At 59.6% G+C, this 14,422-nt stretch carries 14 protein-coding genes; 8 read left to right on the top strand and 6 right to left on the bottom strand.

Annotated features, from left to right (window positions below):
- Window positions 1–4 precede the first annotated feature (4 nt).
- The 5 genes from BDE40_RS08460 to BDE40_RS08440 all read left to right on the top strand — a co-directional run bounded on the left by BDE40_RS08460 (window position 5) and on the right by BDE40_RS08440 (window position 4,949).
- Window positions 5–565, top strand: a complete 561-nt coding sequence (locus tag BDE40_RS08460) for a tetratricopeptide repeat protein (protein WP_134014151.1) — start codon at window positions 5–7, stop codon at window positions 563–565.
- 49 nt (window positions 566–614) lie between these two features.
- Window positions 615–3,419, top strand: a complete 2,805-nt coding sequence (locus BDE40_RS08455) for a helicase-related protein (protein WP_134014150.1) — start codon at window positions 615–617, stop codon at window positions 3,417–3,419.
- The gene (locus BDE40_RS08450) at window positions 3,416–3,793 is read left to right on the top strand and encodes an RNA-binding S4 domain-containing protein (protein WP_134014149.1); all 378 of its coding nucleotides are present in this window, start codon (window positions 3,416–3,418) and stop codon (window positions 3,791–3,793) included. Before BDE40_RS08455 ends, BDE40_RS08450 begins: the two co-directional genes overlap by 4 nt.
- A gap of 51 nt (window positions 3,794–3,844) precedes the next feature.
- Complete coding sequence (gene fdxA / locus BDE40_RS08445) at window positions 3,845–4,183, top strand: ferredoxin FdxA (protein ID WP_073140128.1); 339 nt, start codon at window positions 3,845–3,847, stop codon at window positions 4,181–4,183.
- Between the two features lie 256 nt (window positions 4,184–4,439).
- A complete protein-coding gene (locus tag BDE40_RS08440) occupies window positions 4,440–4,949 on the top strand; it encodes a CarD family transcriptional regulator (RefSeq protein ID WP_073140125.1) in 510 nt (169 codons plus the stop codon).
- Between the two features lie 138 nt (window positions 4,950–5,087).
- Here the strand turns inward: BDE40_RS08440 and cobS are convergent, their stop codons facing one another.
- Window positions 5,088–5,858, bottom strand: a complete 771-nt coding sequence (gene cobS, locus BDE40_RS08435; protein WP_134014148.1) for an adenosylcobinamide-GDP ribazoletransferase — start codon at window positions 5,856–5,858, stop codon at window positions 5,088–5,090.
- 80 nt (window positions 5,859–5,938) lie between these two features.
- Here cobS and cobT point away from each other — a divergent pair, with 80 nt between their 5' ends.
- Entirely contained in the window at window positions 5,939–6,946 is a 1,008-nt protein-coding gene (gene cobT, locus BDE40_RS08430; RefSeq protein ID WP_134014147.1) for a nicotinate-nucleotide--dimethylbenzimidazole phosphoribosyltransferase, read from the top strand.
- A 9-nt stretch (window positions 6,947–6,955) separates the two neighbouring features.
- Here the strand turns inward: cobT and BDE40_RS08425 are convergent, their stop codons facing one another.
- Entirely contained in the window at window positions 6,956–8,836 is a 1,881-nt protein-coding gene (locus BDE40_RS08425) for a cation:proton antiporter domain-containing protein (protein ID WP_134014146.1), read from the bottom strand.
- A gap of 125 nt (window positions 8,837–8,961) precedes the next feature.
- On the opposite strand from BDE40_RS08425, the gene BDE40_RS08420 reads away from it, so the two are divergent.
- Window positions 8,962–9,360 carry a DUF1801 domain-containing protein gene (locus tag BDE40_RS08420; protein ID WP_134014145.1) on the top strand — a complete coding sequence of 133 codons (399 nt, stop codon included), beginning with the start codon at window positions 8,962–8,964 and terminating at the stop codon, window positions 9,358–9,360.
- 7 nt (window positions 9,361–9,367) lie between these two features.
- On the opposite strand, the gene BDE40_RS08415 is transcribed toward BDE40_RS08420, so the two are convergent.
- From BDE40_RS08415 to BDE40_RS08400, 4 genes are read right to left on the bottom strand one after another with little or no spacing between them, the layout of a single operon-like run.
- Window positions 9,368–10,189 carry a formate/nitrite transporter family protein gene (locus tag BDE40_RS08415; RefSeq protein WP_134014144.1) on the bottom strand — a complete coding sequence of 274 codons (822 nt, stop codon included), beginning with the start codon at window positions 10,187–10,189 and terminating at the stop codon, window positions 9,368–9,370.
- A 29-nt stretch (window positions 10,190–10,218) separates the two neighbouring features.
- Window positions 10,219–10,728, bottom strand: coding sequence for a GNAT family N-acetyltransferase (locus BDE40_RS08410; RefSeq protein ID WP_134014143.1), 510 nt, complete (start codon window positions 10,726–10,728; stop codon window positions 10,219–10,221).
- Entirely contained in the window at window positions 10,686–11,879 is a 1,194-nt protein-coding gene (gene kynU / locus BDE40_RS08405; protein ID WP_134014142.1) for a kynureninase, read from the bottom strand. The genes BDE40_RS08410 and kynU overlap by 43 nt, the downstream gene beginning before the upstream one ends.
- Before the next feature lie 10 nt (window positions 11,880–11,889).
- The gene (locus BDE40_RS08400; protein WP_134014141.1) at window positions 11,890–12,642 is read right to left on the bottom strand and encodes an SDR family NAD(P)-dependent oxidoreductase; all 753 of its coding nucleotides are present in this window, start codon (window positions 12,640–12,642) and stop codon (window positions 11,890–11,892) included.
- 193 nt (window positions 12,643–12,835) lie between these two features.
- Between BDE40_RS08400 and BDE40_RS08395 the strand changes: the two genes are divergently transcribed.
- On the top strand, window positions 12,836–14,410 hold the full coding sequence (locus BDE40_RS08395) for a Re/Si-specific NAD(P)(+) transhydrogenase subunit alpha (RefSeq protein ID WP_134014140.1): 1,575 nt from the start codon (window positions 12,836–12,838) through the stop codon (window positions 14,408–14,410).
- Window positions 14,411–14,422 lie beyond the last annotated feature (12 nt).

The following is a 14,422-nucleotide window of genomic DNA, read 5'->3' as shown; positions in this document are numbered from 1 at the left end:
CGTTATGAAAGTTTCAAGCACACTCCTCAATATTTTCGTTACGGCATTTCTGTCGGTTTCGTGCTTTGCCCTGCCAAGTGTGGCGGAAGAGTCGAAGCTGGACGGCCTGTATGCCGAACTTGCCCAACCTGATCTGGAAGATTGGGAAAAGGTCGAGCGGCAGATATGGCGGGAATGGTCGCGCTCAGGTTCTGCGTCGATGGATTTACTTCTACGCCGTGGACGCAACGCCATGGAGAAAGGCGATTTCGCCAAGGCGATAGAGCATCTAACGGCCTTGACCGATCATGCGCCGGATTTCGCCGAAGGGTGGAATGCCCGCGCCACCGCGTTCTTCAATGCAGAGGAGTTCGGCCTGTCCATCGCCGACATCCAGCGCACGCTGGCACTGAACCCGCGCCATTTCGCGGCGTTGCAAGGGCTTGGCCGCATTCTTGAGGAGCTTGAGCGGGAAGAGGATGCGCTTGCCGCCTACAAGGCCGCCGCCGCTATACATCCCCATCGCGAGGGCTTAAAGGAAGCCATCGAGCGGTTGGAGAAAACGGTTTCCGGCCAAGACGTCTGAAAATACGGCTGGCCGGCGCGTTCCGGCCCCCGAACACTAAGGGCCAGATATGAGCCAACAGGCACGCATCACGGCGGTTCTTGGCCCGACCAACACCGGCAAAACCCATTACGCGATAGAACGGATGCTGGCCCACCGCACCGGCATTATCGGTCTGCCGCTGCGCCTTTTGGCGCGCGAGGTCTATGACAAGATCGTCGCCCTGCGTGGCCCGTCCGTGGTGGCGTTGATCACCGGTGAGGAACGCATCGTTCCAGATCGTGCGGCCTATTGGGTCTGCACCGTCGAGGCCATGCCCGAAGGTATGGGTGCAGATTTTCTGGCGGTCGACGAAATCCAGCTTTGTGCCGATCCAGAGCGAGGCCACGTCTTTACCGACCGGCTTTTGCGGTCGCGCGGGTTGCACGAGACGCTGTTTATGGGCTCCGACACGATGAAAAGCGCCATCGCAGCGCTGGAACCCAAGGCGCAGTTCATGCGGCGGGAGCGATTTAGCGAATTAACCTACACAGGTTCGAAAAAGATAAGCAGATTGAAGCCCCGCAGCGCAATCGTCGGGTTTTCTGTTGAAAATGTGTATGCGATTGCAGAGCTGATCCGCCGCCAGAAGGGCGGTTGTGCTGTGGTGATGGGCGCGCTTTCCCCGCGCACACGCAATGCACAGGTCGAAATGTACCAAAACGGCGATGTGGACTACCTTGTGGCAACCGACGCGATCGGGATGGGGCTTAATCTGGATGTGAGCCACGTGGCGTTCTCCGCTCTGTCGAAATTCGACGGACGCAGGATGCGCCGCCTGATGCCCAATGAACTGGCCCAGATCGCGGGGCGGGCAGGGCGCTATATGCAGCCCGGCACCTTCGGCGTGACCGGTGAGGCACCGGATTTGGAGGTGGAGGTGGTGGACGCCGTCACCTCGGCCCGCTTTACTCCGATCAAGAAGTTGCAATGGCGCAATGACCGGCTTGAATACGGCTCCATCGGTCGTTTGTTGCAAAGCCTCGAGATGCGCACGGATGACGACTGGCTAAGCCGTGCGCGCGATGCCGACGATGTCGTTGCACTGAAATCCCTGCGCGAAGTGACGGAGGTCGATGCGCGCGTATCCACGCCGCATGACGTCAAATTGCTCTGGGACGTCTGCCGCATCCCTGATTTTCGCGGTATAAGCCAGGGGGAGCACGCCGCGCTTCTGGAGGTGATTTTCGGCTATCTGCACGACAAGGGGCAGGTGCCGCGCGACTATATGGAACGCCAGATTGCCCGTATCGACCGCACAGATGGTGACATCGATACACTGTCCAAACGCCTGGCCTATATCCGTACCTGGACTTATGTGGCGCAGCGCAAAGGCTGGGTGCAGGACGAAACCGATTGGCGCGGGGAAACCCGTGCTGTAGAAGACCGCCTGTCGGATGCCCTTCACGGGGCGCTGACGCAAAGATTTGTCGACCGGCGCACATCTGTGTTGCTGCGGCGGTTGAAGCAGAAGGAGAGCCTCGTGGCTGACGTGAACGACAAGGGTGAAGTGACGGTTGAGGGCGAAATGATCGGCCGTCTTGACGGGTTCCGGTTTCGGCAGGATCAAACCTCCAGCCCCGACGAGGCGAAAATGTTGCGCCAAGCGGCTCTAGCGGCCCTGACACCGCATTTCAACCTGCGCGCGGACAAGTTCTACAACGCGCCCGACACCGAGATGGATTTCACCGAGCAAGGTGGCCTGATGTGGGGCGAGATGGCCGTTGGCAAATTGGTTAAAGGTGCAAGCGCTTTGAAGCCGGAAGTCGAAGCCTTCGTGGATGAGGAAGCCGGTGCGGATGTGGCCGAGAAGGTCAAACGCCGCCTGCAACACTTCATCGACCGCAAGATTTCTGCCGCGTTCGAGCCGATGATGGCCTTGTCGAATGACGAGACGTTGACTGGGCTTGCCAAGGGCTTTGCATTCCAGATGACGGAAGCCTTGGGTGTGTTGACCCGCGAGTCCGTCGCCAATGACGTGAAAGCGCTGGACCAAGACGCACGCGGCGCGTTGCGCAAGCATGGCATCCGGTTTGGTCAGTTTACCATCTTCATGCCGTTGCTGCTGAAACCCGCGCCGACACGCCTGCGTCTGGTTCTCTGGTCGCTGCAAAAAGATCTGCCTGAGTTCCCTGAATCGCCGCCTCCCGGTCTGGTCACCGTACCTGCCGTCAAGGACGCGCCTGACGGATATTACACCCAAGCGGGCTACCGCCTTGCTGGCGATCGCGCGATCCGCATTGATATGCTGGAACGCCTTGCGGACCAGCTACGCGCCGAGAACAGCCGCGGCGGGTTCGAGGCCAAGGCCGACATGCTGTCGATCACAGGCATGACGCTGGAGCAGTTCGCAAATCTGATGGGTGGTCTTGGCTACAAGGCCGAGAAGGGTGAGCGCGCGAAAGTGAAGGCGTCTGCGACCCCTGAGGAAACACCGGCAACGCCACCACAGGAAACCCCTGTGCAGCAACCCGACGAGACCCCGTCCGAGCCACCTGTCGAGGCACCGGATACCACGCCATCGGAAATGCCTCCTGCAGAGGCACCGATTGAGGTGCCGGAAGCTGCGGCTCCATCCACCGAAGCACCAGAGATGGAAGTTTTCTACACCTTTACATGGGGTGGCTTCGGGGCCCGAAAACCGCGTGAAGGCGGTGGTCGTCCGCAAGGTGACGCGCGTGGTAAGCCCAAGGCTGGTGGCAAGCCCAAAGGAAAAGGTGGCCCGCGTCGTGACAACAAGGCGCAAACCTATCAGGCCCGACCGCCTAAAAAGGAGAAAGCCATTGATCCTGATAACCCGTTTGCAGCAGCCCTTATGGGGCTGAAAAAAGACTGACCGGGGGCAGCGCAAAAATCCGCCTCGACAAGTGGCTTTGGCATGCGCGTTTTTTCAAGACGCGCACGCTGGCGGCCAAGCAGGTGAGCGGCGGGCATGTGCGGGTTAACGCGACTAAGGTTGATAAAGCCGCATCGAAAGTCGGGGCAGGGGATACCCTGACCTTTCCGCAAGGCAGCCAGATCAGAGTTGTCGAAATCCTTGACTGTGGCGTGCGTCGAGGGCCTGCACCGGAGGCTCAGGCGCTTTATCTGGACAAAACTCCGGACCAGGAGAAAAAGCCCAAAGGGCCGGGCGCGGACCGTGTCGGAGGGCGCCCGACCAAGAAAGATCGCCGCAGTCTGGACCTTTCACGGGATCGTGGTCTTGAATGATCGCTCAGTCGGGACTAGGACAAACGCGATAAGAAAAATCGGACACCGCCCATGACCTATATCGTCAACGACGCCTGCATCGCCTGCAAATACACCGATTGTGTTGAAGTTTGCCCCGTGGATTGTTTCTACGAGGGCGAGAACATGTTGGTGATCCATCCTGACGAATGCATTGACTGTGGTGTGTGCGAACCTGAATGCCCCGCGGATGCCATCCGTCCGGATACCGAACCGGATATGGAGAAATGGGTCGAGTTCAACCGCAAGTATTCGGAGCTTTGGCCGGTTATCATCACCAAGAAAGAGCAACTTCCCGAAGCAGAAGAGCGCGACGGTGAGGAAGGTAAGCTGGAGAAATACTTCTCCGAGAAGCCCGGCGAGGGCGGCTGAGGTCGATTCGACCCTTTGCGCTGCGGAGAGCACGGCGCAATTGCTCTGTAAACAAAGGCTTGGCGCGGCACTTTCGCGGCAAGGCTTTAGAATGTTCCATTTTTGTGATATGATTCCCCTTAAGGATGACTGACGTGGTGGCCGGACACATACCCACGTCGCAAACCAGACATGACATTGGATTGACCTGAGATGCTTCTCAGGCCCGTCTTTTTCGCGGTGTAAGAAAGGGGCTTCCCAAGGGGAGCCGATATATATGAGCAAGAAAAAACAAGACTTTAGCCCTAACGAATTCGTCGTATACCCAGCACATGGGGTCGGTAAAATCGTCAATGTCGAGACGCAGGAAGTGGCCGGAATCGAGCTGGAACTGTTTGTTGTGGCATTCGAGAAGGACAAGATGACCCTGCGCGTTCCGACGCATAAAGCAGTGGAAGTCGGCATGCGCCCTTTGTCCTCGCCTGATTTGGTCGGGCAGGCGTTCAAGACGCTGAAGGGTAAAGCCCGTGTGAAACGCGCGATGTGGTCGCGCCGTGCGCAGGAATATGAACAGAAGATCAATTCCGGCGATCTGATCGCGATTGCCGAAGTGGTGCGCGACCTGCACCGTCATGGCGACCAGCGCGAGCAGAGCTATTCCGAGCGTCAGCTGTATGAAGCCGCTCTGGAGCGTCTGACCCGCGAGATTGCCGTTGTGCAAGGCAATGACGAGCCGTCGGCGATGAAGGAAATCGACGATGTGCTGGTGAGCCGCACCGCCGCTTAAAGCTTTGCGGATGTGAATTTGAAAGCCGTGCGCCAATTATTTGGTGCGCGGCTTTTTCTATTTCACCACTTGGATCACGTGGCGACCGGCTGGGGGCTTTGCCCCCAGACCCCCAGAGTATTTTTCACCAAATGGAAACTACAAGAGCAGCACGCAAATCGTGCCGAGGACCGTGATTTCTGTGGCTTGTTGCGTGGCTCCGAGGATGTCTCCGGTTTGGCCGCCGATTTTGTGCCGCGCGACTGTGGCGCAGAGGAACGGGGTCAAGATGGCGACCGCCAGCAACCATAAGCCGGAGAAGCCGAAACCAAGCAAGACTGCCACCGCTGTGATGCCGGCGGCTATGCGCGTTGCGGGCTTTCCGGGGCGACCGGTCAGGCTGGAGAGCCCCGAGCTGCGCGCGTTGGGAAGGGCATCCATCACATAGGCCATCGCGGCGCGCGAGGTGATCGCGGCCACAAGGACAGGCGTCCACAGCCATCCGGCGGTTAGGAGTGCTGCGAGCGCGCTCCAGCGTAGGGCGAAGCCAGTGATCAATGCGATGACCCCGTATGCGCCGATATGGCTGTCCTTCATGATGTGCAAGCGGCGCTCGGGAGTGTTGCCGCCCCACAGCCCGTCGGCGGCGTCGGCCAGCCCGTCTTCATGCATCGCACCTGTGAGAAGCGAGAGCGCCAGTAAAATGGCGGCGGCGGTCATACCGGCGGGCAGGCTGAAGCGGGTCAGAACGGCCCCAAGGGCGCATGCCAACAGGCCGACAACCAGCCCCGCCACGGGATAGGCCCACGCGGCTTTGGCCGCACCGCGGGTTCCGTTCCACTCCCGTTGTGGCAGGGGCAAGCGGGTCAACAGGCCAAGGGCCACCCAGATATCTTCAGCTTTTGCGGGGGTCGTGTCGGAATTGTCCATAAGGTGACGTCGCCATCTACTTGTGTCTGTGCCTGTCAGGGGTAAACAGAAGCAACATGTATTTCAATTGCGAGCAGCCCATGGCCCAGTTTTCCACCCTATCAGACTTCGAGGCCATTCTGGCGCAAGCACCAGAGACAGATGCCAAGGCGCGTGAGGGTGCCGAGGCGCGAAACGGCCAGTTGACCAAGCCACCTGGCGCATTGGGGCGGCTAGAGGATCTGGCAATCTGGTACGCTGGCTGGCGTGGCACGAACCGTCCCACGCTGGAGGCCCCGCAGATCGTCATTTTTGCTGGCAACCACGGAGTTTGCGCGCAAGGAGTCTCTGTGTTCCCGCCCGAAGTGACCGTTCAGATGGTGGCGAATTTCAAGCATGGAGGCGCGGCGATCAACCAGTTGGCCAAAGCCTTCGGTGCAAAGATGGATGTGCATGCGCTGGATTTGGACAATCCGACTGCGGATTTCACCCAAGAGGCCGCGATGAGCGAAGCAGACTGCGTCGCGGCTTTGCAAACAGGGTGGGACGCTGTGGACCCATCGGCTGACCTTTTGGTGACCGGCGAGATGGGCATCGGCAACACGACCGCAGGCGCGGCCTTGGGGGCTGCGTTATTTGGCGGTGCAGGGGCGGATTGGGTCGGGCGAGGCACGGGCGTTGATGATGCAGGTCTCGCCAACAAGGCACGGGTTGTGGATGAGGGGTTGGCCTTGCATGCCGCGCGCGCGCCGCTGGAGGTGTTGCGCTGTTTGGGCGGGCGCGAGCTGGCGGCGATGGCGGGGGCGATTGCGGCAGCGCGAGCGTATGGTATTCCGGTTATTCTGGATGGCTTTATCTGCACCGCGGCTGCGTCTGTGTTGGAGAAGTCACGCGCAGGTGCGCTGGATCACTGCGTCGCGGGGCATTTGTCGGCAGAGGGCGCGCATGGCAAATTGCTCGACGCACTTGGAAAAGAGCCGCTGCTGTCACTGGGACTGCGCCTTGGCGAAGGCTCCGGCGGAGCGGCGGCGATCGGGGTGTTGAAGGCGGCGGTGGCCTGCCATTCCGGTATGGCCACCTTTGCCGAAGCGGGTGTCAGCGACGGCTGATTACTCTGCCTACTCTGCGGCGTCGACCGCCTGCGGCTTGGTCAGTTTCGCGAGAAGCTCGACCTCCAGATCGCGGTTCAAGGCTTTGGCGCGCTCCAGATAGGCCTCGTTCTCGCTGACGGGGATATTCGGGTCCCAAAGATCGGCAAGGTCCGACATGGCGTGACGGTCCATGCGGAAGAAGGCGACCTCCTGCTCGTGGGCGTCATGCTCGGTCAGGCCCATGCCTTCCAGCACGTAGCGGCCCGCCCGCAGCGAGCTGTCGAACATCTCGCGCACGATCTTGTCCGCGCCTGCTTTGTAGAGCTCGAACACATGCACACGGTCACGGGCGCGGGCGATGATGATCAGATCGGGGCGCTCCTTGCGGGCAAAGGCCACGATTTTGACGGCGGCTTTCGGGTCGTCCAGTGCCACCACCAAGACCTTGGCTTCGGCCAGTCCGGCGGCGTGCAGCATTTCAGGGCGTGTCGGGTCGCCGAAATAGCCTTTGAAGCCGAACCGCCGCATCAACTGGATTAGCGGCAGGTCGTGGTCCAGAACCGTGGTTTGAAAGCCGGAGCTTTGCAGCAACCGGTTCACCACCTGCCCGAAGCGGCCAATACCGGCGATGATAATCGGTTGTTGGTCGTCGATATCGTCATGGGGCACGGCCTCGCTTTGCTCCAGAAAACGGTGCTGGAGCTTGTCATAGGCGATGAACAGCAGTGGCGTCAGCAGCATCGACAGGGCAATGACCAGAAGCAGGGTTTCCGACATTTCTGTCGGAAGCACGTTTTGCTGCACGGTGAAACTGGTCAGCACGAAGCCGAACTCGCCCGCCTGCGCCAGACCGAGGGTGAATAGCATCCGATCGCGGCCTTTGATCTTGAATAGGATCGCCAGCACAAAAAGCACACTTGCCTTGATTGCCATCATGCCAAGGGTCAGTCCAAGGATCACAAATGGCGCGCTCAGGAGTGTTTCGAAATTGATCCCTGCGCCGACGGTGATGAAGAACAGGCCCAGCAACAGGCCTTTGAACGGCTCGATATCCGCGGCCAGTTCGTGGCGGAATTCGCTGTTGGCCAGCACCACTCCGGCAAGGAAAGCGCCAAGGGCGGGTGACAGCCCCACCAAAACCATCAAGGCGGCAACCCCGACAACGAAGAGCAGGGAGACGGCGGTATACATCTCGCGCAGCCTTGCGCGATGGATATAGCGGAAGATCGGCCTCGTCATGTAATGCCCGCCGACAATGATCAGGACGATTGCGGCCAAGGTGATCAGGGTGACGCCCCAGCCGGGCAACCCCTCCAGCATGTGCATGACATCGCTGGCAGCCCCGTGGTCGGTGTCCTGATGGGCGTCGGTCGCGGCGGCGCGATTGCTCAGCCCCGGCCAGACCAGCAGCGGAACCAGCGCCAGCATCGGGATGACGGCAATATCCTGTGTGAGCAGAACCGAGAAGGCCGACCGCCCGCCATTTGTTCCCATCAACGACTTTTCATTGAGTGTTTGCAGCACGATAGCGGTCGAAGATAATGCGAATATCAAGCCGATTGCAGTGGCCCCCTGCCATGGGACACCCAATGCCATTGCGGCGGCGAGGATCAAGCCGGTCGTTAGACTGACTTGCAAGCCGCCAAGCCCGATCAGCCTGTGTCGCATGTCCCAAAGGGCGCGCGGCTCAAGCTCCAGCCCGATGATGAACAGCATCATGACCACGCCAAACTCGGCAAAGTGTTGCAGGTTTTGTGTTTCCGACCCGACCAATCCTTCCAGCGGGGCAATCATGATGCCCGCAGTCAGGTAGCCCAACACCGACCCCAAGCCCAGGCGCACGGCCAAAGGCACGGCCACACAAGCGGCAAGCAGATAGAGTGTCGATGCAAAGAGGAAGGAGTCCATATAATTACCTTATGTCGCGCTGCGCCCAGCAAACGCTATTTATCGGGGAGCGTCCACGCGGTTTATAGCAAGATTTGTAACACCGATGTGGACTAGTATCATCTCCATACAAGCCGGAGGCTGAGATGAGTGAAAAAGATGATACCCCTATCGAGATTGTGACGGCTTTTTGTGCGTTGCCGTCGGATACTGCTGCGATTTTGCGATCTGCCCGCCAGCGCATTTTCGATGCTGCGGCAGGTTTGCCCGACGTCGGACCGCTCACCGAAACCCTGAAATGGGGGGAGCCTGCCTATCTGACCGAACGTCCAAAGACCGGAACCACGATACGACTGGGCCGGATCGGCGGTCGCGCGGCGGTGATGGTGCCTTGCAGCACGACAATCATCGAGGACGCCCGCGCGATCTTTGGTGACGTGCCGGAACTGTCAGGCAAGCGCGGTTTGATCCTTGGCGGGGATACGCAGATGCTCGACCACATCATCCACGCGGCCCTCACCTATCACAGCCGCAAGCGACGGTAGAACCGCTTCAGTGCTTCAGCTCGTGGCGGACTTGGCCATAGGTGATCAGCGCGAAGATGACGGTACCACCAACGACATTGCCCGCCAGCACCGGAATGAAGAACCCTGATAGCGCGGGCCAAAGCGCGAGCTGGCCGGTGACCATAAGCAGTGCCATTTCGACCGATCCGGCGACAACGTGGGTGAAATCACCGGCAGCGATCAGCCATGTGAATGTCAAAATCACCCAAAAACCGAACCCTTCAGAATTGGGCAACATCCAAACAATCGCGGCAACAATCACACCAGCCGGAATGGCGCGGAAGAAGCTTTGACCAGCTGGCATGCCTGTTGCGTGATGGGACAGCTCCATCATCGCGGGCATAAGTTCTGATGGCAGGGCGGGCGTATGCGCGTAAAGAATGGCGATGGCAAAGGCTCCGATGACATTGGTTGTCAACACAACGGCCCACAGGCGCGCAACACGGCCCAGCATGCGCCATCCGGGGCGCGACATCAAAGGTAGCACAGTCGTGATGGTGTTCTCCGTAAACAACTGCATCCCGCCAAGGATCACCACCAGAAAGCCAAGCGAGTAGCCAAGGTTTTCAAGCAAGGGGCGCCATGGCGTATCTGGAAGGTAGGTGCGGAAAATGGCCTCGCCCAGCACGGACAGGCTGATCATGATGCCCGCCGCAACACCCGACCAGATGAGCGAACGGATCGGGCGTTCCAGCTCCTCATCGCCTTCGCGTCGCACAACCTCGAAGATCAGCTTCGCACCAAGGCTCTTGGCGCTCTCAATCGAGCGGTCTTCTTTGTCTTTTTCTTTTCTCGACTTCGGAGCCATCAGAATACGCCTTTACTGTTCACCACTCCTTACGAGGAGCCGAGATGCTTTTCCATGCGGAAGTTTTCAAGAGTTTGCCCGCGCTTCTGAACGGATTGAGCGGCCAAAAGGTTCCACTCACGGCGTAAGAAAAACGGTCGGGCCAGATGGCTTGCCTCTGTGGTGAGGCGCGTCATACCTGACGCGCACGCAGCCGCTTCTATTTTCTCGTAAAGCTGCGCCGCAATTCCGGTTCCCATCGCGCGAGGGCGGACAAAGGCCATGTCGATCACACCTTCCGCTGTTAGGGTCATGAAGCCTTCCAGTTGCCGCTCACTTTCCGCAACAAATGCCGTAGCCGCGAGGTGCCGGTCTTCCCAAGTTGCAGGCATAGTGTCGACAGGGGCCCAAGCGGCCCGTTGCTCTGCCGTGTAATGCTCTTTTGCTCCGCTACGCACGGCGTCGACAAACACGTCGAAGCTGGCCGCCCCGTCGCCTTTGGCGAACGGGCGCAGGGTCAGGTCACGCGGGAGCGAATTCGGTAGGCGTCGCGGTCCCAAAGTTGTCCCTCCATGATCTCTTGCAGGGTGGTCGCGGCGCGCAGGATATCGTCCTCGCCCACATACAGGGGGGTGATGCCAAATCGCAAAATATCCGGCGCGCGGAAGTCTCCGATAACCCCGTGGGCGATCAACGCCTGCATAATCGCGTAGCCCTCTTCATGTGCGAATGACACCTGACTGCCCCGCTGTGTCGCGTCGCGCGGGGAGGCGAGGGTTAACTCGGGACAGCGGGCCTCGACCTCCTTGATGAACAGCTCCGACAGCTCGATAGCGCGGGCGCGCACGTCTGCCATTTCGACCATCTCCCAGATATCGAGGGCGGCCTCCAACGCCGCGATCTGGATCACGGGCGGCGTGCCGACGCGCATCCGCTCAATCCCCGCGCCGGGCTTGTAGTTCAAGTCAAACGCGAAGGGGGATTCGTGGCCAAGCCAGCCGGATAGGGCGGGGTTCACGACCTCTGCATGGCGCGGCGCCACGTAGATGAAAGCGGGGCCGCCGGGGCCAGAGTTCAGGTATTTGTAGGTGCATCCGACCGCGAAATCGGCGTTCGCAGCCACAAGGTCCACTGGTACTGCACCTGCGGAGTGGGCTAAATCCCAAACCGTGATCGCCCCTGCCTTGTGGGCCAGTTCGGTGAGGTGGCTCATATCGTGCATCCGGCCAGAGCGGTAATCGACCTGCGTCAGCATCATCACCGCGATATCGTCACCAAGGGATGCCTCAACGTCCTCTGGTGCGACGACGCGCAATTCTAAGCCGCGATCCAGCATCCGGATCAGCCCTTCGGCCATATACAGATCAGTCGGGAAATTGCCGCTATCAGAGAGGATCACCTTGCGGTCGGGGTTCAGCTCCAGCGCGGAAGCCAGCGCTTGGTAGACCTTGATCGACAGGGTGTCGCCCAGCACTACATGGCCCGTTTCCGCGCCGATCAGCTTGCCCACGCGGTCGCCCACGCGGGAGGGCTGCTCCATCCAGCCCGCCTTGTTCCAGCCGGTGATCAGCATCTCGCCCCATTGGTCGCGCATCATCGCGTCGACGCGGTCTTGCGCCGCATAGGGCAGGGGACCAAGGGAGTTGCCGTCCAGATAGGTCATACCCTCGGGCAGGTGAAACATCGCGCGTGTTTTCTTGAAGATATCCATTGTCGTGTCCTTAAACCTGTCCGCCTGCAATTTCGATTGTCTGCCCGTTGACCGAGGCTGATCCCGTGCCGCAAAGCCAAAGCGCTGCAGCCCCGATCTCGTCCGCTTTGATCAGCCGCTTGTGGCGGTTGGAGCGGACCATGGTGCCAAGCGCGTCTTCTTTGCTCAGGCCCGCCCGTTTGGCTATCTCGGCGGTGTTGCGGGTGACGATTTCAGTGTCGACATATCCGGGACACAGCGCGTTGAACGTATAGGGGCCACCCATATAATCCTCGCTCAGGCCACGGATCAGGCCGATCAACCCATGTTTAGAGGCGGTGTATGCTGGCGCGCCACGCAAACCGCGAACACCGGCAATCGACGACACCGCGATGACGCGGCCCCAATCGGTCGTTAGCATCGAGGGCAGGCAGGCCTGAATGGTCAGCATTGCGCCATCAAGGTTGGTCGCCATGGTGCGACGCCAGAAATCGAGATCCATCTTAGTGATGCTGCGGCCCTCTGCGATGCCTGCGTTGGGTACGCATATCTGGACTGGACCACGGGCTGCCACGGCATCTTCTACGCCTGCGACCACTTGCTTTGGTTCTGTGACGTCCATCATCAGCGGGTGTAGCCCGTCAGTTGCGACGTCTTGTAAAACCTCCATACGACGGCCGGAGATTGTAACTTGTGCCCCTGCGCCAGCTAAAGCCTGTGCAATCGCTAAGCCGATTCCTGTGCCACCGCCTGTGACCAATGCGTGTTTGCCTGAAAGTTCCATGCGTTCCCCCATCCAATGCCTGCCACCCTAGCGTGACAGAGCGTCGCGTCCAGAGAGACATATTCTTGCGTTATGACGTAAGGTCGACGCAGTATACTTTCGCATACCGCGTGATCGCCTTGTGAATCACCGGAAGCGACGATATTGACCCTCATCTGCTCGTGACATTCACTTATACGATGGGGGACCCTCTATGAAAATCGGGGCACCGAAAGAAACTTTCGAGGGCGAGGCGCGTGTCGCCATGACGCCTGAGTCTGCGCTGCAAATCCAGAAACTTGGCCACACTTGCGTGATCGAAACTGGCGCTGGCGCAATGGCAGGCTTTTCCGACAAAGCCTACAAAGACGCGGGCGTCGAGGTCGTAAAGACCGCCGCCGCATTGTGGAAGGCCGCCGACGTCGTCGTCAAAGTGCGCCAGCCTGATGCGACCGAGAGCAAGCGGCTCCGCGAAGGGCAAACCCTGATATCGTTCTTCAACCCTGCCGCCAACGAGGCTGGCATGGAAGCCGCCAAGAAGGCTGGCGCACGGGTCATCGCCATGGAAATGGTGCCACGTATCTCGCGCGCTCAGAAAATGGACGCGCTGTCCTCCATGGCAAATATCGCCGGCTACCGCGCGGTGATCGAGGCCGGCAACAACTTTGGACGCTTCTTTACAGGGCAGGTAACTGCCGCCGGTAAAGTTCCTCCGGCGAAAGTGCTGGTTGTGGGTGCTGGTGTGGCTGGCTTGGCCGCCATCGGTACCGCGACCTCACTGGGTGCCATCACCTACGCCTTCGACGTGCGGCCGGAAGTGGCCGAGCAGGTTGAATCGATGGGCGCAGAATTTGTATTCCTCGACTTTGAAGAAGAGCAGGCCGACGGCTCCACATCGGGCGGCTACGCCTCGGTCTCCTCGCCGGAGTTCCGTGAAGCACAGCTGGCCAAGTTCCGCGAGTTGGCCCCGGAGGTCGATATCGTGATCACCACCGCGCTGATCCCGAACCGCGAAGCGCCAGAGCTGTGGACCGAGGACATGGTCGCGGCGATGAAGCCTGGCTCTGTCATCGTGGACCTTGCCGCCGAGAAGGGTGGCAACTGCAAACTGACAGTCATGGACGAGAAAATCGTGACCGACAATGGTGTGACCATCATCGGCTATACCGACTTCCCGTCGCGGATGGGTGCGCAAGCGTCTACGCTTTATTCCAACAATATCAGACACATGTTGTTCGATCTTACGCCGGAAAAAGACGGTGTGATCAATCACAATATGGAAGACGACGTGATCCGCGGCGCGACCGTGACCTTCGACAACGAAATCACCTTCCCGCCGCCACCACCAAAGATCGCGGCGATTGCGGCGGCACCTAAGAAGGCGAAGGTCCCTGAGCTGACGCATGAAGAAAAGTCCGCCAAAGAGGTCGCCGAATTCAAGCAGCAAACCAAGACGCAAGTCACTTTGCTGGTGGTTGGTGCGGTGCTGTTGCTGGGTGTGGGTCTCGTGGCTCCGGCTAGCTTCATGCAGCATTTCATCGTGTTCGTATTGGCGGTCTTCGTAGGCTTCCAAGTAATCTGGGGAGTGGCGCATTCGCTGCACACACCGCTGATGGCCGTGACCAACGCAATTTCGTCGATCATCATTTTGGGCGCTCTGATGCAGATCGGGTCAGGGTCGTTCCTTGTGATCTTGCTGGCGGCGTTGGCGGTCTTCATGACCGGCATCAACATATTCGGCGGCTTCCTCGTGACACGGCGCATGCTCGCCATGTTCCAGAAATCGTAAGTAGGGGTAGAG

Origin of the sequence: Litoreibacter halocynthiae (assembly GCF_004365635.1) — a bacterium.
Classification (GTDB): Bacteria; Pseudomonadota; Alphaproteobacteria; order Rhodobacterales; family Rhodobacteraceae; genus Litoreibacter; species Litoreibacter halocynthiae.
This window is presented reverse-complemented; position numbering and strand designations above follow the sequence as displayed.